11 protein-coding genes are annotated in these 20,082 nt (G+C 71.2%); 3 read left to right on the top strand and 8 right to left on the bottom strand.

From position 1 onward, the window contains the following. Positions 1 to 33 precede the first annotated feature (33 nt). The 3 genes from IEY73_RS12990 to IEY73_RS12980 are packed head-to-tail and all read right to left on the bottom strand — an operon-like array spanning position 34 to position 11,650. Positions 34 to 9,597: a non-ribosomal peptide synthetase gene (locus tag IEY73_RS12990; protein WP_189079437.1), complete on the bottom strand. Its 9,564-nt coding sequence runs from the start codon at positions 9,595 to 9,597 to the stop codon at positions 34 to 36. After that, positions 9,594 to 10,310, bottom strand: coding sequence for an HAD family hydrolase (locus IEY73_RS12985; RefSeq protein ID WP_229715795.1), 717 nt, complete (start codon positions 10,308 to 10,310; stop codon positions 9,594 to 9,596). Before IEY73_RS12985 ends, IEY73_RS12990 begins: the two co-directional genes overlap by 4 nt. Then, complete coding sequence (locus IEY73_RS12980; protein WP_189079436.1) at positions 10,307 to 11,650, bottom strand: B12-binding domain-containing radical SAM protein; 1,344 nt, start codon at positions 11,648 to 11,650, stop codon at positions 10,307 to 10,309. Before IEY73_RS12980 ends, IEY73_RS12985 begins: the two co-directional genes overlap by 4 nt. Positions 11,651 to 11,843: 193 nt before the next feature. On the opposite strand from IEY73_RS12980, the gene IEY73_RS12975 reads away from it, so the two are divergent. Then, complete coding sequence (locus tag IEY73_RS12975) at positions 11,844 to 13,178, top strand: MFS transporter (protein ID WP_229715794.1); 1,335 nt, start codon at positions 11,844 to 11,846, stop codon at positions 13,176 to 13,178. A 20-nt stretch (positions 13,179 to 13,198) separates the two neighbouring features. On the opposite strand, the gene dpgD is transcribed toward IEY73_RS12975, so the two are convergent. From dpgD to dpgA, 3 genes are read right to left on the bottom strand one after another with little or no spacing between them, the layout of a single operon-like run. Continuing rightward, positions 13,199 to 13,996, bottom strand: a complete 798-nt coding sequence (gene dpgD, locus IEY73_RS12970) for an enoyl-CoA-hydratase DpgD (RefSeq protein ID WP_189079434.1) — start codon at positions 13,994 to 13,996, stop codon at positions 13,199 to 13,201. Continuing rightward, a complete protein-coding gene (gene dpgB, locus IEY73_RS12965) occupies positions 13,993 to 14,679 on the bottom strand; it encodes an enoyl-CoA-hydratase DpgB (RefSeq protein ID WP_189079433.1) in 687 nt (228 codons plus the stop codon). Before dpgB ends, dpgD begins: the two co-directional genes overlap by 4 nt. Before the next feature lie 13 nt (positions 14,680 to 14,692). Further along, on the bottom strand, positions 14,693 to 15,883 hold the full coding sequence (gene dpgA, locus IEY73_RS12960; protein ID WP_229715793.1) for a 3,5-dihydroxyphenylacetyl-CoA synthase DpgA: 1,191 nt from the start codon (positions 15,881 to 15,883) through the stop codon (positions 14,693 to 14,695). A gap of 121 nt (positions 15,884 to 16,004) precedes the next feature. Here dpgA and IEY73_RS12955 point away from each other — a divergent pair, with 121 nt between their 5' ends. After that, entirely contained in the window at positions 16,005 to 17,516 is a 1,512-nt protein-coding gene (locus IEY73_RS12955) for an NAD(P)/FAD-dependent oxidoreductase (protein WP_189079432.1), read from the top strand. Here the strand turns inward: IEY73_RS12955 and IEY73_RS12950 are convergent. Continuing rightward, positions 17,494 to 17,700, bottom strand: coding sequence for an MbtH family protein (locus IEY73_RS12950; protein ID WP_268240445.1), 207 nt, complete (start codon positions 17,698 to 17,700; stop codon positions 17,494 to 17,496). The two genes, IEY73_RS12955 and IEY73_RS12950, sit on opposite strands and share 23 nt — an antisense overlap. Before the next feature lie 155 nt (positions 17,701 to 17,855). On the opposite strand from IEY73_RS12950, the gene IEY73_RS12945 reads away from it, so the two are divergent. Then, the gene (locus IEY73_RS12945; protein WP_189079431.1) at positions 17,856 to 18,656 is read left to right on the top strand and encodes an alpha/beta fold hydrolase; all 801 of its coding nucleotides are present in this window, start codon (positions 17,856 to 17,858) and stop codon (positions 18,654 to 18,656) included. Between the two features lie 8 nt (positions 18,657 to 18,664). Here IEY73_RS12945 and IEY73_RS12940 read toward each other — a convergent pair whose 3' ends face one another. After that, the gene (locus IEY73_RS12940; protein WP_229715792.1) at positions 18,665 to 19,969 is read right to left on the bottom strand and encodes an aminotransferase-like domain-containing protein; all 1,305 of its coding nucleotides are present in this window, start codon (positions 19,967 to 19,969) and stop codon (positions 18,665 to 18,667) included. Positions 19,970 to 20,082: the final 113 nt, after the last annotated feature.

Genomic DNA, 20,082 nt, shown 5'->3' with positions numbered 1-20,082 from the left:
GGCCCCACGGCGGTGGCCCGGGGGCCGGGCGGTTCACCGTGGCGGCACCACGCGGCGCAGCGGTGGTCGCGCGGGCACGGCGGCGGCTTCGATCCGCCGGGCGAGGCCGGCCGGTGTGGGGCTGTCGAACACCCATCGCAGGGACACCTCCACCCGCACGAGGGTGCGCACGCGGCTGATCAGCCGAGTCGCCAGCAGCGAATGGCCGCCCAGCTCGAAGAAGTCGTCGTCGACGCCCACCTCGGGAACCTTGAGCACCTCGGCGTACACGTCGCACAGCACCCGTTCGGTGTCGCTGGACGGTGGCCGGGAGGGGCAGCCGCGCCGCGCCGGTGCCGGCAGCGCGTGCCGGTCCAGCTTGCCGTTGACCGTCCGGGGCAGTTCGGGCACCGCGACCACGTCGGCGGGCACCATGTGGCCGGGCAGGCGGAGGGCGGCGTGTTCCCGGATCGCCTGCGCGTCCGGCGCGTCGCCCTCCGGCACGACGTACGCGACAAGTCGCCGGTCGCCCGGCACGTCCTCACGGACGATCACCGCCGCCGCGGTGACGCCGGCCATCCCGCACAGCACCGCGGCGACCTCGGCCGGCTCGATCCGGTATCCGCGAATCTTCACCTGATCGTCGGCCCGGCCCAGGTGCTCCAGCGTCCCGTCGCCGCACCAGCGCACCACGTCGCCGGTACGGTACATGCGCTCACCCCGGCCGCCGGGGAGGGCCACGAAGCGCGACGCGGTGAGCTCCGGCCCGCGCAGATAGCCACGAGCCAGTCCGGCGCCGCTGACGTACAGCTCACCCGCCACGCCGGGTGGCACCGGCTGCAGCGCGGCGTCCAGCACCAGGGCCCCGGTGGCCGGCAGCCCTCGCCCGAGGGGAGAGCCGACACGCCGGCCGGGGTGATCGGCGTCCAGGTGGTGGGCGGTGACGTGAACCGTGGTCTCGGTGATGCCGTACATGTTGATCAGTGCCGTTGTCACGCCGGGGCGCCGCCGTGACCAGTCGCGCAGACGCGACAGTTGCAGCGTTTCGCCGCCGAACACGATGGTCCGCAACGCGAGGCGGTCGCCGGTCGCCGGATCGTCGCGGTCGGCCACCACCAGCTCGGAGAAGGCCGAGGGTGTCTGATTCAGGACGGTCACCCGTTCCCGGGCGAGCAGCCGCAGCAGCTCGTGCGCCGACCGGCTCACCATGGCGGGCACCGCGACCAGCCGGTCGCCGCGCAGCAACGCCCCCCAGATCTCCCAGACCGCGAAGTCGAAGGCGTACGAGTGGGTCCAGGACCAGACGTCACGCCCGGCCGTCGTCCCGACCTGCGGCCAGGCCGCCTCCAGCAGCCATCGGACGTTGCCGTGCGACACCACGACGCCCTTGGGCCGGCCGGTCGATCCCGAGGTGAAGATGACGTAGGCGGGATGGGCGGGAAGCAGGGGCCGCCGCCGGTCGGCGTCGCCGAATGCGGCGGTTTCGTCGTCTGCGGCCGGTGCCGTGCCGAGCAGCAGGTAGGGCGGCGCACCGGCGTCCCGCGGCAGGTGCGCCGCCGCCGGGTCCGCGGTGAGCACCAGCGCCGGCCGGACATGCGCGAGCAACTCACGGATGCGGGCCGGTGGGTAGGCGGGGTCGATCGGCGCATAGGCACCGCCGGCCTTCAGCACCGCGAGCATCGCCACGATCGCCGGCGCGCCGCGGTCCATCATCACCGCCACCAGGGATTCCGGTCCCACCCCGTGACGGGCCAGCCGCCGCGCCAGCCCGTTCGCCCGCCGTTCCAGCTCGCCGTAGGACATCGCGCCGGCCGCGTCGGTGACCGCCACCTCGTCGGGTGTCCGCGCCGCCTGCGCGGCGAACATCTCCGGCACGGTCCGCTCGGGTCGCTCGGCCACGGTTCGCGCACCGTGCCGGAGAACTCGTCGCTGCTCCTGCGCCTCCGGCAGCGGTATCCGGGAGACCCGGAGCGCGGGGTCGGTCGTGACCGCCTCCAGCACCGTCACCAGGCGCCGCCCCAGGGCCCGCGCGGTCTCGGGTTCGAACAGGTCGGTGGCGTAGACCAGGACGCCCTCCAGGCCCGCCGGACGGCCGTCGTCGACGTGCTCGGTCAGGCTGATGTCCAGGTCGAAGCGGACCGGCAACGGGCCCGGCGCGGACACGGGTTCGACCTGGACGCCCGGCAGCGACGGCACCGGCGGCCGGCCGTTCTGCACGTTCAGGCTCACCTGGAACAGCGGGTGCCGCGCCTGTGACCGGGCGGGCGCGAGTTCTTCCACCAGCCGCTCGAACGGCACGTCCTGGTGCTCGAAGGCGGCGAGCCCCGCCTCCCGTACGCGGTGCAGGAGGGTCGCGAAGTTCGGGTCGCCGGTGAGGTCGGCTCGCAGCACCAGCGTGTTCACGAAGATGCCCACCAGGTCGTCGAGCGCCTCGTCGTTGCGCCCCGCGACCGGACAGCCGATCGTGACGTCGGGCCCGGCGCCGGAGCGCGACAGGGACACCGCCAGCGCTGCCTGCATCACCATCACCAGCGTCACGCCGCACTTGCGGGCCAGATCGAGCAGACGTTCGTGCAGTTCCGCGGCGACCTCCAGCGGGACGACCCCGCCACGGTGCGATGCGACAGCCGCTCGGGGGTGGTCGACGGGCAGGGCCAGTTCCTCGGGCACCCCGGCGAGCGCGCCACGCCAGTACGCGACTTGGCGCGCCATCAGGCTCCGCTCGTCGTCCGCGGCGCCCAGCAGACGCCGCTGCCACAACGTGTAGTCGATGTACTGCACCGGCAGCGGCGGCCACACCGCGGGACGGCCGGCGTGGCGCGCCCGGTAGGCCTCGGAGACGTCACGCCAGAACGGCCCGAGCGACCACATGTCACCGGCGATGTGGTGCGTCACCACGACCAGGAGCGCCTCGCCGTCGCCGGTGATCAGGACGGCGGCGCGCAGCGGCGGTTCGGTCGCCAGGTCGAACGGGCGCTGCGACAGGCGGGTGACGGCGGCATCCGTGGCCCCCGGTCCGACTCGCTGCACGGTGATCACCGACGGCAGCTCCGCAGCCGGAATCACCCTCTGGCAGGGCTCCCCGTCGACGGTCGCCACCACCGTCCGCAACGCCTCGTGCCGGGTCACCACGTCGGTGACGGCGGCGGCGAGGGCGGCGGCGTCCACGTCGCCCCGCAGGCGCAGCACCGAGGGGATGACGTAGGTGGTGGACGGCCCGTGCAACTGGTCCAGGAACCACAACCGCCGCTGCGCGTACGACAGGGGCGCCACCTCCGGACGCGGCGCGGGCCGCACGGGCGGCCGGACCGGCGCGGTACCCGAGCCGAGCGAACCAGCGAGGCGCGCGGCGGTCGGTTCCTGGAACACCGTGCGCAGCGTCACCTCCACGCCCAGCACCGTCCGCAGCCGGCTGACCAGGCGGGTCGCCAGCAGCGAATGGCCGCCCAGGTCGAAGAAGCTCTCATCGGGGCCCGGCACGGGACCGCCCAGCACGTCGGCGAACACTTGACAGAGCAGCTCCTCGCGCGGCGACGCCGGTGGACGCCCGACCGGCCGGTCGGTCGGCGCCTCTTCTGGTTCGGGCAGCCCCCGGCGATCGACCTTGCCGTTGTGCGTCAGCGGCATCGTGTCGAGCACCGACACCCGGGACGGGACCATGTGCTCGGGCAGCCGCTCACGCGCCCACGCGAGCACCGCGCCGCCGGTCAGCGCGTCACCGGTCACGTACGCGAGGAGCCGCTTGCCGCCCGCCGGGTCCGCGCCCACCGTGACGACCGCGCGGTGCACGCCGGGATGACCGGCGAGGGTGTTCTCCACCTCGGCCGGCTCGACCCGGTAGCCGCGGATTTTCACCTGGTCGTCGGCGCGCCCGACGAAGGACAGTTCACCCTCCGGCGACCAGCGCATCAGGTCGCCGGTCCGGTACATCCGCTCGCCCGGCTCGAACGGGTTCGCGACGAACCTCTGGGCGGTCAGGTCCGGGCGCGAGAGGTAGCCGCGGGCCTGCTGGACGCCCCCGACGTACAGTTCCCCCGCGACCCCGGCGGGCACGAGTTGCAGGTCGTCGTCGAGCACGTAGACGCGGGTGTTGGGCGCGGACCGCCCGATGCGGACGTCGTCCGGGTCGGCGACGGTGCGGGCGGTCATCTGCACGACCGTCTCGGTGGGGCCGTACAGGTTGACGATTTCGGCGGGCAGGGCGTTCAGCGCGGCACGGGCCAGCGCCGGGGTGAACAGCTCCCCACCCGCGAAGACGAGGCGCAGGCTGGTGCAGCCGGCGGCGGCTCCGGCGGTGAGGAAGGCTTCGAGCGCCGACGGGGCGAACTGGGCGACGGTGACCCGCTGGTCACGGATCAACCCGGCCAGATAATCCGGATCCCGATGCCCACCCGCACGCGCCAGCACGATGCACGCGCCGTGGACCAGCGGCCACCACAACTCCCAGACCGAGGCGTCGAAACTGGCCGGAGACCGCTGCAACACCCGATCAGCAACCCCCAACCCATAACGCCCCTGCATCCACCACAACAAATTCACCACCGCACGATGCGTCACCACCACACCCTTGGCACGCCCCGTCGACCCCGACGTATACACCACATACAACGCAGAATCCGGACCCACCACCCGCACCGGCACCACCGGATCCCCCGACCACCGACCCCAATCCACCTCATCCACCACCACCGACGACCACCCCGCGAACACACCCACCCGCGACGTCGTCACCACCACCACCGGATCCGCATCCCCCAACACCTGCCGCACCCGCTCCCGCGGATACTCCGGATCCACCGGCACATACGCACCACCGGCCTTCACCACCGCCACCAGAGCCACCACCAACTCCACCGACCGCGGCACCACCACCGCCACCAACGACTCCGCACCCACCCCCCGCTCCACCAACAACCGCGCCAACCGATTCGACGCCACCTCCAACTCCCCATACGACAAACACACCCCCTCCCCCACCACCGCCACCCCACCCGCACCGGGGGTCAGCAGGTCGCCCACCGTCGCGTCGGCGAGGTGCTCCGCAGGGGGGTTCCACCCGAGCGTCCGCTCCGATTTCTCGGCGCTCAGCACGGGCATCGCGCCCAGGGCCGTGCCGGGACGGTCCCGCAGCGCGTCGGCCACATGCCCGGCGGTGGCCCGCACGAGGTCGCACACCAGGGCGGCGTCGATACCGGGCACCGACTGCACCGCGACCACGAACGGCGTGCCGGGCCCCCCGTCGTTGACCGCGGTGACCAGCGGATAGTTGGTGCGGTCCCGCCAGTAGGAGGGCCACCGCCCCTGCCGGGCGTCGTCCGGCTCGCTGACGTGCCGGTAATTGAAGACACTGGTGAACAAGGGGGCGCCGGACGGCAGCCCGCTCGCCTGCTGCGCCGTCGGCAGGGTCGCATGTTCGTGTGCCATCAGGCCCGCGAGCTGGGCCTGCATCCCGCGCACCGCACCACGTACGGTGAGCCGGCTCCCGCGGGAGCGCACCGGCAGGGTGTTCATGAACAGGCCCGGCACCCGGTCGCTGCCGAATCCGCCCTGCATCCGGCCCAGCAGCACGGTGCCGAACACCACGTCGCTGCGGCCGGACAGCGACATCAGCACCCGCGACCACACCACATGCCACACCGTCGCGGGTGTGACGCCGCACCTGCGGGCTTCCTCGCGCAGCCGCTGGGAAAGTTCGTCGCCGAGGGTCTGCCGCACCTCGGCGACGTCCCGCCCGTCGCCGTGCACCTCCAGCACACCGAACGGCGCCGTCGGCTCGGTGACGTCACCGAGCAGGTCCGCGAAGTGCCGGCGGTGCTCGGCGCGGGAGCCGCCGAGGACCGCTTGCGCGACGAACGTCCGGTACGGCAACGGCTCCGGCAACGTGTCCGCCTGCCCCGAGCGGATGGCCGCCACCTCGGTCAGCAGCACGTCGAGCGCGGCGTGGTCCATGACGATGTGGCTGGAGCGCAACACCACGAACCACCGCTGCCCGGTCGGCTCCGCCGCCAGGAACGCCTCCATCATCGGGGCCTGCCGCAGGTCCATCGGCCGGTCGCACCGGTCGAGCAGCTCCGTCACCGTCGCCCCGGTGCCGCCCGCCTCGGCCACGGTCAGTTCGGTCACCGGCAGCACGGCGCGGCGGCGCACGATCTGCACGGGGTGGCTCAGCCCTTCCCAGGCGAGCCCGCTGCGCAACACGTCGTGCCGGTCCACGACGGCCTGCCAGGCCGCGAGGAAGCTCTCGGCCTCGGCGCGGCCGGGGAGGATCCAGACGAACGGCGACACGTACGGGTCGGCGCCGGTGACGTCCGCGGCCAGATGGTGGAACAGCAGGCCCTCTTGCAGCGGCCCCAGCGGATAGATGTCGGCGACTTCGGCGGCCCCGCCGGGTACCGATGCGACGGCACGGGCGAGCTCCGGCGTGGTCAGGGCGGCGAGCGGGACCATCTCGGCGGTGATCCGTTCGGCGCCGGCGGGGATGCGGACGGGCGGAACCTCGACCTCCGCGCGCCCGGTGGCCGCCGCGAGACGGGCCACCGTGGGCGCGTCGAACAGGGTCCGGATGTCGATCGCCACGTTACGGGTGCGCAGCAGCTCGACCAGCTTGACGGCGAGCAGCGAGTGGCCGCCGAGGTCGAAGAAGCTCTCCTGCACATCGGTGACCTCGACGCCGAGAACCTCGCCGAACGCGGCGCACAGTGTCTCCTCGCGCAACGTGAGCGGGCCACGTCCGTGGCCACTGAGCGCCGCGTAGTCCGGGGCCGGCAGACGGTCGGCGTCGACCTTGTCGTTGGCCGTCATCGGCAGGCCGGGCAGCGCGACGAAGGCGGCGGGCACCATGTACGCGGGGAGCCGGCTCGTCACGAACGCCCGGAGGCCGGCGAGTGGGAGCGCCTCCGTGGGGCCGTCCGCCGGCACCACATAGGCGACCAGGCGCACGTCGCCGGCCCCCTCGGTGCGAGCCACCACGGTCGCCGCGCCCACCGCGGGATGCGCGGTCACCGCGCTCGCGATCTCCCCGGGCTCCACCCGGAATCCCCGGATCTTGACCTGGTCGTCGGCGCGCCCGGCGAACTCCATGTTGCCGTCGGACGTCCACCGCAGCAGGTCCCCGGTCCGGTACATGCGGCCGCCGGGCTCGAACGGGTTCGCGACGAACTTCGCGGCGGTCAGACCCGGTGCGCCCAGGTAGCCGCGGGCCAACTGGTCACCGGCGACGTACAGATGACCGGTCATCCCGGCCGGCACCGGGCGCATCCTGTCGTCGAGCACGTACGCCCGGACGTTGCGCGCGGGCGGCCCCACCGGGATGAACGGCCCGTCGGTCCCGGGATCGCAGGACCAGATCGAGGTGGAGACGGCGAGTTCGGTCGCCCCGTACGTGTTCTGCAGCGGGATGCCGAGTTTCGCGTGGAAGTCGTCGCGCAACCGCCGGGTCACGGTTTCGCCGCCGACGATGACCAGCCGCAGCGTCCGGCAGCGCTCGACACCGTCGGCGTTCAGGAAGACGGCGAGCATCGACGGCACGAACTGGGCGACGGTGACCCGCTGGTCACGGATCAACCCGGCCAGATAGTCCGGATCCCGATGCCCACCCGCACGCGCCAGCACGATGCACGCGCCGTGGACCAGCGGCCACCACAACTCCGGCACGGAGGCGTCGAAACTGGCCGGAGACCGCTGCAACACCCGATCAGCAACCCCCAACCCATAACGCCCCTGCATCCACCACAACAAATTCACCACCGCACGATGCGTCACCACCACACCCTTGGCACGCCCCGTCGACCCCGACGTATACACCACATACAACGCAGAATCCGGACCCACCACCCGCACCGGCACCACCGGATCCCCCGACCACCGACCCCAATCCACCTCATCCACCACCACCGACGACCACCCCGCGAACACACCCACCCGCGACGTCGTCACCACCACCACCGGATCCGCATCCCCCAACACCTGCCGCACCCGCTCCCGCGGATACTCCGGATCCACCGGCACATACGCACCACCGGCCTTCACCACCGCCACCAGAGCCACCACCAACTCCACCGACCGCGGCACCACCACCGCCACCAACGACTCCGCACCCACCCCCCGCTCCACCAACAACCGCGCCAACCGATTCGACGCCACCTCCAACTCCCCATACGACAAACACACCCCCTCCCCCACCACCGCCACCCCACCCGCACCGGGGCCGGGGCCGGGGCCGGCACGGAGCATGTCCGCCACCGTGGCGTGCGGCGCCGGTGCCGACGTGGCGTTCCAGTCGGCCAGCACACGCCGGCGCTCCGCGGCGGCCAGCACCGGCACCGCGTCCACCGGCGCGTCGGGGTCCGCATCCGCCAGCGCGCGCAGGAAGCCCACGAAGCGCCCGGCGTGCGCCCGGACGTCCTCGGGGCGGTACAGAGCGGCGTTCCCGTCGACCAGCAGCCGCATCTGCTCGCCCGCCGACGGGTGGCTGTGAATCAGGAAGGTCATGTCGTCGACCGGGAAGTTGGTCGGGTCCTCGACAACGGCGGGGACTCCGGCGAACGTCACCGAGGGATGGAACGACAGGATGTTGACGATGAACCGGAACAGCCGGTGTTCGCCGCCGACCACACCGACGTCACGGCGGATCCGGTCGAATCCGTACCGTTGGTGTGCCAGTGCGTCCGACATGCCCGCGCGGGTCTGGGCGCACAGTCGACGCACGGTCGTCGTGTGGTCGACGCGCAGCCGCAGCGGCACCACGTTGGAGAACATCCCGGCGGCGGTGCGGGCCTCGGGGAAGTTGCGGCCCTTCACCGCCATGCCGAGCACGATGTCTCCGACGCCCGTCCAGCGGTGCAGGTACGCAGCGGTGGCCGCGAACGCGAACGCCGACCAGCGCACGCCCAGGCGCTCCGCCGCCGCTCGCAACACCGCCGCCTGCGCCGCGGGGATCACCTCGACGGCGCGCAGGTTGGTGGTGGACCCGGTGCCGGCACCGGCGGCGAGGGTCACCGGTTCGGGCCGGTCGCGCAGCACCTCACGCCAATGGTCCCGGTCGGCCGCGAACTGCGCCGATCCTTGGTACGCCTGGTCCAGATCCACCAGCCGCCGCATCGGGGGGAAGGGATTGGGCGCCACCGGGGTGCCCTCGACCAGCGCCGTGTAGATCGCCGCCAGCCGCGCGGCGACCATCGCGTTGCCGTAGCCGTCCATCAGGCAGTGGTGGAACGCCTGCACCCAGAAATGGCGGTCGCCCGAGGCGCGAAACAGCGCGACGGTGTGGTTCGGGCCGTTCTCCAGGTCCACCGGACGTGTCTGGTCGGCGTCGAACCAGGTCCGGACGGCGGCCTCGGGATGCGGTTCGGCGCCGAGGTCGACGACCTGCAGCGGCTCGTCCGGACCGAGGTACTGCCGCAAACCCTCCGGCGTCTGCAGGATGCGCAGGCGCGCCGTCTCCGCCTCGTGCAGCACCCGCCGGACCGCCGCGCGGAACAGCGAGACGTCGATCGGGCCCCGGATCTGGAGGATCTCGGCGCCGCGGTGGAAGCTGCTGTACGCCGCGAGGCGGTTGGCGAACCAGAGGCCCTCCTGAGCGCCGGTCAGCGGGAACAGGTCCTCGTCCGCCTCGGTCACAGCATCCCTTCGTGATCCATCGGCCCCAGTCCGGCGCGCAGCGCGCTGCTCAGGCACTCGGCGAACACGGCCTCCTCGCTCAGGGTGGCGGCGAGTTCCTCCCGGTCGTACGCGCCGTCGGCCAGCAGCACGATCCGCGCCCCGATGGACGCGGCGGCCATCGCGTCGTCGAGCGTGTCGCCGACCAGCAACACCTGTTCGGGAGCCAGCGACGCGCCGGTGATGTCGCCGACCCGGCGCAGGTGCTGCTCCAGCGCCTGGCGTTTGCTGTCCGTACGCTCCGCGCGCCGGGACCCTTCCACCAGCACGAACCGGTGTGCCGGCAGGTGCCGGGGCACGGTCTCGATCAGCGCGTCGTGCTCCCCCATGGACAGCACGGACTGGGTCAGCCCCAGGCGCGCCACCCGGGCGATCGCCTCAACGCTTTCCGGGCGCGGCCGGGCGGACGTCATCAGCGTCCGGTACCGGTCGTGATAGTCGTCGGCCAGGCGGACCCACTCGTCATCCTCCAGAGCGCGTTCCAGCAGGCGTTCGTAGAACAGCCGCACGGGCCGGGTGAACCTCAGGCGGTACGTCGCCGCGTCGACTCCGGCCCCGCCGGCCGCCTCGCAGGCGGCGCTGGCGGCGGCGACGGTGATGGCGAAGTCGTCCAGAAGCGTGCCGTTCCAGTCCCAGACGACGTGGCGGATCGGCGGCGTCGCGGGTGCCGTCACGCACGTACCGTGCCCGAGGTCAGCACGAAGACCCGCTTGTCCAGCGGCACCTGCGGCACCGGGCGGTGCTTGAGCCACATGGTCTCGCGGCCCGCCAGGTAGTCGAGATATTCGGCGCGGACCTCCTGGTAACGCTCCCGGGTCTCCGGGAAGACCCTGTCGTAGATCAGATCGCACAGGGCCAGGTTGCGCCGCCAGTGGTCCTCGTCCGCGGCGGTCACCGGCATCACGCCCCAGAAGCGGAACGGGACGTCGAGCAGGCGGTCCCGCGCGTCGGGGATGTACGGCGAGTAGATGTTGGACTGGATCTGGTGGTTCCCGACCAGGTCGCGGGCGATGATGCTCTCGATGTACTCGATCTGGGCGACGTCGGTCTCGTAGTCGATGTCCAGCAGACCCGAGATGAAGCTCGGTTTGACCGCGATGCCGAGGCTCTTGGCACGCAGCACGCGGTCCTCGAACTGGCTCACTTCGACCGGTTTGTTGATCTCACCGCTGGAGAAGTTCTCGATCCCGACCAGCACCGACGTGCAGCGCGTCTCCGCCATCCGGTCGAGGTTCTCGTCGGTGAGCGTGACCAGGCACGTCTGCTGCGACCAGGGCATGCCCAGGTCGGCGAAGACGTCCATGATCTCGTTCGAGTGCGCCTGGCGCATGAAGAAGAACGGATCCGCCACCGACACCGACCCGGCACCCAGTTCCGCGGCGAGGAATTCCAGCTCGCCACGCAGGATCTCCGGATCCTTGTAATTGATTTTGTAGACCATCGGGTTGAGACAGAAGTGGCATTTGTACGTGCACCCGATGCTCGTGATCACGGTGTATCGAAGTTTTTCCCGGACCTCGGCCGGATAAGTCTCCGACAGCCACCTGTTGTCCGGCACGAAGGTCCGGAACTGCAGGCTCTTGTCTTCGTTCCCGAAAACCTTGCCGACCCAGTCGAAGATGTTCTTGTTCGTCACCACGAATTCGCAGGGCACGCCGACTTCGAGCAGTTCGGGTCGCAAGAAGTGGTTCGAGCTGACCGCTGGCCCACCGATGAACAGACGCGCTCCGCTGTTCGCGTCGACCTCCGCCGCGATCTGCTTCGTGCTGTCGTACGAGTTGACGGTCGAGGAGATGAGCACCGCGTCCGGCCGGTAGTCCAGCACCCGTGCCAGGTTGTCGTCGTGCTCACCGAAGTTGAAGTCGACGACGATCACGTCGTCGGTGTAGTGGCGCGCGATGCTGTACAAATAGGTCAGCGCCTGCGCGATGTGATATGTCGATCCGTTCTTGACGGCGGTCGCCAGATGAGGACGCCAGCCGGTGCAGTAACCGACATGCGGAAATACGATCACGACCCTCACAGCATAATGCCCTTCTCGGTCGGATGTCGGATTCCACCGCAGCCCTACGACCTCGTCATCATGGCCACCGGCCGCGACACGCTGAATCGGCGCGTGCCGCAGTTACGCCGTTGCCCGCTCCGGCCTGGTGTAACGGCGGCGGCCGCCGATGCCGGCGGGTCCGGGCAACGACTGGTATTCCGTCGTGGAACACATTCCCACCGCTGCGGCCCCGTCCGCCACGACCGTGGCGCCGGAGAGCGTCGAGCAGGCCCGGTCACCGGTTCGCTCGCCGGGACGCACCGCCCTGATCGCCGCCACGATCGGCACGACCATCGAGTGGTACGACTTCTATCTGTATTCCACGGCGTCGGCGCTCGTGCTGGGGCCGCTGTTCTTCCCGCAACGATCGCCGGCCGCCGCGACACTGGCGTCCTTCGCGACGTATGCTGCGGGTTTCGTCGCCCGCCCGATCGGCGGCGCCGTCATCGGCCACTTCGGTGACCGTGTCGGACGCAAGTCCATGCTCGTGCTGACGCTGCTGGTCATGGGGATGGCAACGGTTCTCGTCGGGGTGCTGCCGACCTACGCTCAGGCCGGCATCTGGGCTCCGATCCTGCTCGTGCTGTTGCGGGTGGCGCAGGGCGTGGGCATCGGCGGTGAGTGGGGCGGCGGCGTCCTGATGGCGACCGAGCACGCGCCCGCACACCGCCGGGCCTTCTTCAGCAGCTTCCCCGCCGCGGGCTTCCCCCTCGGCCTGGCCGCCAGCACGGCCATGTTCTCCCTCGTGGTGCTCCTGCCCGAGGACGACTTGCTGACGTGGGGCTGGCGTCTGCCGTTTCTGCTGTCCGCCGTCCTGGTGGCGGTCGGCATCGCCGTGCGTCTGGGCGTCGCCGAGACGCCGGAGTTCCTGCGCGCGCGCCGCGCCGGCGGGCTCGTCCGGGTGCCCATCGCCGAGGTGGTGCGGCAGCGGCGTACCGACGTTCTCAAGGGCGCCGCGGCGGCCCTGGGCCTCGCGATGGTCGTCAGCATCTTCTCGGTCTATCTGATCGCCTACGCCTCGACCGCACCCGTCCCCCGGGCTCAGGTGCTGCACGGCCTGGTCGCTGGCGCGCTCGCCGAGGCGGTCATGCTGCCGGTGTTCGGAAGGCTCGCCGACCGGCTGGGGTGCGCCCCTGTGATCCTGTTCGGCTACGCGGTCTGCGCGGTCGTCGTGATTCCGGCCGTGCACTGGACGACCTCGGGCTCCGGATGGCTCGCGGCGTTCGCCTTCGTCCTGGCGATGGGCGTCGGGCACGCCGCGGTGTACGGCGGCATCGCCGCACATCTGGTCGCGATGTTCCCCGCGCGTCACCGCTATTCGGCGTTGGCGGTGACCTACCAGCTCGGCGCCACGATCGCCAGCTTCGGGCCGCTTCTCGCTGCCGCGCTCGGCGGCGCGCGGCACACCGCGACGCCCGGTGTCGTGATCCTGCTCGTGTCGCTGGCGCTGGCCGCGGCGGCGGTCGCCGCCACGCGCCGCCGCGGTCCGGAGGCGTGACGGACCGGCCGCTGCCTCGCTCAGGTCGCCGTCCAGCGCGGCGGGCGCTTCTCGACGAACGCCGCCGGGCCTTCCCGAGCATCGTTGCTGTGCATCCGGATCGTCTCGGCCGGGTACTCGGCGGTGAATGCCTCGGACAGCGGCAGCCGCGCGGACCGGCCGACGACCTGTTTGATGGATCGCGCGGACAGCGGGGCGCAGGCGAGCACGTCATCGGTCCATCGCCGCACACAAGCGTCCAGGTCGGCCGCCGCGACGACCTCGTTCACCAGACCGACCTCGTACGCTCGTCGCGCGGTCATCGGCCGCCCGGTCAGCAGGTGGCCCATGGCGATTTTGGTGCCGGTCTGCCGGCTCAGCCGGAAAACGCCGCCGGCGCCGGGTATCAGCCCGAGCCGCGCCTCCGTCATCGCGAACGACGCGTCCTCGGCGGCAACGATGATGTCGCAGGCCAGCGCGAGTTCGAACCCCCCGCCGTACGCGTAGCCGTTGACCCGGGCGATCACCGGCTTGACCAGGTCGAACCGCTCGGTCAGCCGGGGCCACCCGGGCTTGCCGCGGCTGCCGAACGTCGACGGCCGGGCGACCTGCGAGCGGGTGCGGGCGACCAGTTCGGTGAGATCCTGCCCGACGGAGAAGGACCGCTCACCGGCACCGGTGAGCACGGCGATCCACAGCCCGTCGTCGCGTTCGAAGTCGTCCCACACGTCGGCCAGTTCGGCGTGCATGGCGAGATTCATGGCGTTGAGCACCTCGGGACGGTCCAGGCAGACATGTGCCACCCGGCCGTCCTTCTCGTACCGCACGCACCTGGTCACCGGCCGGTCCCGGCGGCGCGGCGCAGCACACGGTCGCACGCCGCCAGGTGGGTGCCGAGCGCCTCCTCGAAGTCCACGGTGACCGCGTCGAACAGCAATTGACGGCGCAGCGCCACGTCACGCCCGTCCACGCCCGCGGCCCGGGCGACGATCGCGTCGATCTCACCGGCCGGATCCTGCGACACCCGGTCGACGGCGTCGCACGCGGTCAACGCCTCGGCGTCGGCATCACCGCCGAGCAGGATCACGCGCCGGGCGGCGATCAGGCCGCACTGCTGCACGAAGCGGTGCAGCAGCATGCCGGGCCACGCCTCGCCGGGCGCCGGCAGGCTCACCGAAGCTCCGCGGGTCGCCATCCGGTAGTCCGCCGTGAGCAGGAGTTCCAGGGCGGCGGCACCGCACCGGCCGTCGAGCACCCCGACCGTGATCGCGGGCAGCCGCTCGATGCGGCGCAGCGCGTGCTCCCATGCCTCGATCGTCGACGCGGCGGCCGGACCCGGCCACGCGTCGGCGGCGGCGTGCCCACCGGCGAGCCACAACACCACCACCGGAGCCGGTCCGCCGCCGAGCGCCCCTCCCTCGCCCACCATGGTGACCTCGTCCACCATGGTCGCGGAGAGCGTGCGGGACGGGTCCACGCGGATCCGCGTCGTCGCTGCGGACGCCTCCGAAACCACCACCATGTGCCGCCTCCCATCAGAACACGATCAGGGCCGTCTCGATGGTGGGGCCGGGGCCCATCGCCATCATGACGCCGTACTCACCGGGACGCGCCACGCGTTCCTGCAACAGACGCTCGTAGGCGAACAGGAAGGAGCCGCTGGAGAGGTTGCCGAAGTCGCGCAGCGTGGTCGACGTGTGGCGCAGGTCGTGGCGGCTCAGTCCGAGGTTCACGCGGACGGAGTCGATGACCTTCTTGCCGCCCGAGTGCACCACCCAGTGCGCGATGTCCTCGCGCCGCACGCCCGTGCCGTCGAGCAGCGAGTCGACCAGGTCATCGACGTGGGCGCCGACGATGTAGGGGATGTCCGGGCTGAGGTAGAAGTTGTACTTGCCGACGCCGTCGTCCCAGTCGAAGCGAATGGAGTCGCTGTGCTCCGGCAGGACGGTCCCGGCGAACGTGAGCAGTTCCGGGCCGGACGGGCGGCCCCCGGCCGTCGGCGGCGGACGGTCCGGGGTGCGGATTGCGACGGCCGCAGCCCCATCGCCGAACAGGCTGTTCACCACCGCCGTGCGGATGCTGTCGTCGAAGACGTAGATCGCGGAGCAGACCTCGGCGCACACCATCACGGCCACCTTGCCGGGATTGCCCGCGCTCCATCCGGCCACCGTGCGCAGCGCGCTGACTCCCGCGCTGCATCCCATGCCCACCACGTCCAGCCGGCCGATGCCCGGACGCAGCCCCAGCTCGGCGACGAGCAGGGCGCTGAGACTCGGCGCGAGCATGCCGGTGGTAGTGACGGCACACAGATAGTCCACATCGGACAGGCTCAGCCCGGCGTCGTCCAGGCACCGTCGCAGCGCCTGAGCGCCGATGCTCGTGGCGACCGCAGCGTGCTTGCGCAGCAGTTCGCCCTGCGACTCGGCGACCGGCCGACCATCCGGGCCGGGCGGCGGCAGGGTGAGGTGGCGCCGCTCGATCGCGCTGTTGTGGAACAGCAACCGGGTCCGGCGATCGGTGACGTCGAAGTAGTCCAGAAGCTCCGACTGGGTGTACGAACGCGGCGTCACGGCGGATCCGACGCCGATCATCTGCGGAGTGGCCTTCACGCTCGCCGGTTCCCCGGCCCGCACCGCCGTCGCACCGGCCGCCGCCGCGCCGTACCGGTCCGCCGTGGCGCCGGGCTGGGTCGCCGTCGCACCGGGCTGGGTCCTGAGTGCGGTCATGATGTCCCTGATCCATCCGTCGGTTGCCCTCAATCGTCGGCACGCGCCGCCGCGCGACAGATCAGCGGTCACCGCAGTTACGCGCGGGGCTCGCCGGCCGGTGTAACGGGGGTATCCGCCGATGGCCCCCGGCGCGGCGCTGCCCGACAGTGAGGCGGACCCCGACCTGGTGGAGGTGAGCGCGGTGCCGGCGGACACCCGGGTGCTGGTGATCGGCGGCGGGCCGGCCGGATCGATGGCCGCGACGCTGCTGGCCCGGGAGGGAATCGAGGTGACGCTCGCCGAGCGCGAGAGGTTTCCCCGCTATCACATCGGAGAATCGCTTGTCACGTCGGCGATCCCGATGCTCGACTTCGTCGGTGTCCTGCCCGAGGTGGAACGGCACGGTTTCGTCAAGAAATACGATGGATTCTTCCGCGTCAAGCGCGACGAGCATCCCGGACACGTCGACTTCCGGGTACGCAGCAAGTACGCCTACAGCTATCAGGTCGACCGAGCCGAGTTCGACGAGATTCTGCTGCGGCACGCCGCGCGCTGCGGCGCCCATGTGCGGGAGCAGACCACGGTCACCGGCGTCGACTTCGACGGTGACCGTCCAGTGGCGGCGACGGTGAGGTCCGCGAACGGCGGAGCGTCGACCATCAGCTTCGACCATCTCATCGATGCGAGCGGGCAGAGCGGGCTGTTGTCCGCGCAGTGCCTGCGCAACCGGCGAGCCGAGGAGGCGTTCGCCAATGTCGCGGTCGGCACCTACTTCCGCGGCGCCGCGCCGTACCGCGACCGTGACGGCCGGCCGCGGCCGGGCGCCTTCTTCATGGAAGCGCTCACCGACGGCAGCGGCTGGGCCTGGGCCATCCCGTTGCGGGGTGACCGGCTCAGCGTGGGCATCGTCATGCACCGCGACGTGTTCACCGCCCGCCGGGCAGAGTCGGGATCGCCGGAGGCCACCTTCGACGCGTTGCTCCTGGCCGCGCCGGACATCACCGGGCTGGTGCGCCGCGCCGAACGCATCGAAAAGGTCCGCGTCTGGCGCGACTACTCCTACTTCGCCGATCGCTACTGCGGCCCCGGTTTCCGGCTCGCGGGCGACGCCGCCGGCTTCATCGACCCGCTGTTCTCCACCGGCGTGCACATGGCGTTTCTCGGGGCGCTGAGCGCAGCCGCGACGATCTGCTCCGAGGTCAACGCCGACCTGCCGGCGCCCGTGCTGGAACGCTTCCACCATCGGTGCTTGTCCAAGGCGTACACCAGGCTCATCGTGACCGTGGCCGGCTTCTACCGGCAACTGCGCGACCAGCGCGCCATCGTCCTGCCGGGCGTCACCAGCGAGAACTTTCAGCTCGCCTTCGACCTGATCCAGCCGGTGGTCTCCGGCAACGTCGACCTCAACGCCACCCGAATCGACGGCGAGGTGCTCGACCGGGCGATGCGTTACACCACCGACATCGCCCTGGAGTTGCACGGCTTGCGACTGGCGCAGGACATCGAGCCGTTCGAGCGCGCGCACACCGGCGGCCGGGGCGGCGCCGACCACTTCGGCACGGTCGAGGACCTGCGCATCCGGATGGAGCACGGCAAGCTCGGTGTGTCCCCGAACTCCGCCGTCGCACTCACTCCCCCATCGCCTCGATGAGGCTCTTGGGGCGCATGTCGGTCCAGTTCTCCTCGACGTGGCGCAGGCAGGCTTCCCTCGTGTCGCGGTCGTGCACGACCTGCCAGCCGTCCGGAACGTCGGCGAAGGTCGGCCACAACGAATACTGCCCCTCGTCGTTCATCAGGACGAAGAACTCACCGTCAGGGTCGTCGAAAGGGTTCACGAGACCGTCCTTTGTCGATGAGCGCGGCCGGTGCGCGTCGTTGTGGTGATCGTGCCGAGGCGCGCCGGAGCCCGATCAGCGCGACCACCACAGTTACGGCCGCCCGGGTCCGCGACGGGTTGTCTTTTGCCGGCGGCCGTACCACCCTCGATCATATGCCGTTCGTCGATCTCGAAGATCGCCGCATCTATGTGGAGGACACCGGCGCGGGACCTCCGGTGCTGCTGGTGCCGGGCACCGGTGCGCGCGGGCACACCTGGACCGAACAGGTGCATGCGCTCGTCGCCGCCGGATACCGGGCGGTGACCATGGACAACCGCGGGTCCGGCCGCAGCGGTCCGGTGCCACCGCGGCTGACCGTCACGGATCTGCTGACCGATGTCCGGGACGTGGCGAAGCGCTTGTTCGACGAGCCGTACCGGCTCGTGGGCCACTCGATGGGCGCGTACGTCGTTCAGGAACACCTCTGCGCCGGTCCCCCGGTGACCCAGGCGGCGCTCTTCGCCAGCCGGGCCCGGCCGGACGCCTTCTCGGCGCGGCTGGCCGCGGCGGAACGCGCCCTGCACGACGCCGCGCCCGAGATCCCCGCCGCCTACGACGCCGTCGTCCGCGCGGCTCTCAACCTGTCCCCGCACACGCTGGCCGACGACGCCGAGGTGTCCACGTGGCTCGACTTGTTCGAGCTCACGCCGCGGGACCCGCACGACGCCGGACGCAAGGCGCAGAGCACGGTGGACTGGGACTGCGACCGGCGCGCCGATTACGCGCGCATCACCTGCGAATGCCTCGTCGTCTCCTTCACCGACGACATGCTCGCGCCGCCGGCAGCCGGGCGCGAACTCGCTCGGGCGATCCCGGGAGCTTCCTTCGTGGAGGTCGGCCGCGCCGGGCACATCGGCATGCTGGAACGCCCGGACGAGGTGAACTCCACGCTGCTGGAGTTCTTCGGCGAGTGACCCGGCCGTCACGCGTTCCGCGCCTCCTGCGCGACGAAACGCGCGAGCCGGGCGACGCCCTCGACGATCTCCTCGTCGTTCAGGTAGCTGCAGGACAGCCTCAGCGCGGTGTCGCCGCCCCCGAGTGAATAGAACTGCGACATCGGAGTCCAGATCACGCCGTGGTCGCGGGCGGACCGTTCCAAGGCGGACTCGTCAGCGCGGAACGGCACGGTCATGGCGATGAAGAACCCCCCGCCCGGTGGTGTCCACCGCACGCCGAGCTGATCGCGCACCGCGGCGGGGAACCGGCGGTCGAGCTCCCGCAGCGTCGCCGTCATGGTGTGCTCGTAGTACGCCGCGGGCCGGTCGTTCAGCGTGGTCACGCCGCCGGAGGAGCTCAGCAGCATGCCGGCCACCACCGCCTGGCTCAGCGACGAGGTGTTCACCGTGATCATGCTCTTGATCTTGGAAAGTTCGTCTGCGAGCAAACCGGTGCGCCCGTCGTCGCCGTGGCCGACGATCTGGTCGGCCACCGCGAATCCGACCCGCGCGCCCGGAAACAACGTCTTGGAGAACGATCCGACGTGCACGACGCGACGCCCGCGGTCCAGCGCCTTCAGGGTGGGCAACCTCGGCCCCGTGCTCACCAGCCGGTACGGGCTGTCCTCGATGACGAGCAGGTCGTGCCGTTCGGCGATCTCCAGGAGCGCGTGCCGGGTGTGCAGGCCCAGGGTGCTGCCCAGCGGGTTGGAGTGGTCGGTGATCACGTAGAGGGCACGGGGGCAGCGTCCACGGTCCCGTTCGGCGAGCAGGACCGCCTCGACGTCGGCGCCGCACAACCCGCCGGGGCCCTCACGGACCCCGGCAACCGGCACGTTCAGCAGCCTCGCCGCTCCGGTGATGCCCACATAGCACGGCGACGGCACGACCAGGACGTCCCTACTCGACGCCATCAGCGCTCGCAGTGTCAGAACCATGGCTTCCTGAGCCCCGACGGTGACGACGATCGACTCCGCCGCGACGTCGATGCCCTCGTCGCGGCGCAGCGCCTCCGCGATGATCTCCCGGATGCTCCCGGCCGTCGGCCCGTACTGGAAGACGGCCGCGCGGACCTGCTCGGGCGGCATTCCCCTCGCGGCGAGGTGCGCGAGATAGCGGTCCAGGTACCCGGCGACGGCGGTGGCGTCGAAGAACCCGTCGTACGGACGTCCCGGGGCGAACGAGATGGCGTCCGGATAGCGCGAGGTGACTTCGTTGAGGAAGTTCATCACGTCCAGCACCGGGTCCGAGACGCTGGGGTGCAGCCGCTCCCGAGCGATGTCGGACGTCATGTGCCGTGCGGCGCCCCATATCATGCCAACCTCCAGAGGACTCGGGACGCACGGTGTCCCATGCTCAGACTCGCGGGGGCGCTGACCGGGTTCATCGGCGTTGGCCACCGTTA

This window comes from Mangrovihabitans endophyticus (assembly GCF_014646155.1).
In the GTDB taxonomy this organism is placed as follows: domain Bacteria; phylum Actinomycetota; class Actinomycetes; order Mycobacteriales; family Micromonosporaceae; genus Actinoplanes; species Actinoplanes endophyticus.
The sequence above is the reverse complement of the archived record's forward strand: the minus strand, read 5'-3'. Positions and strand labels throughout refer to the sequence as shown.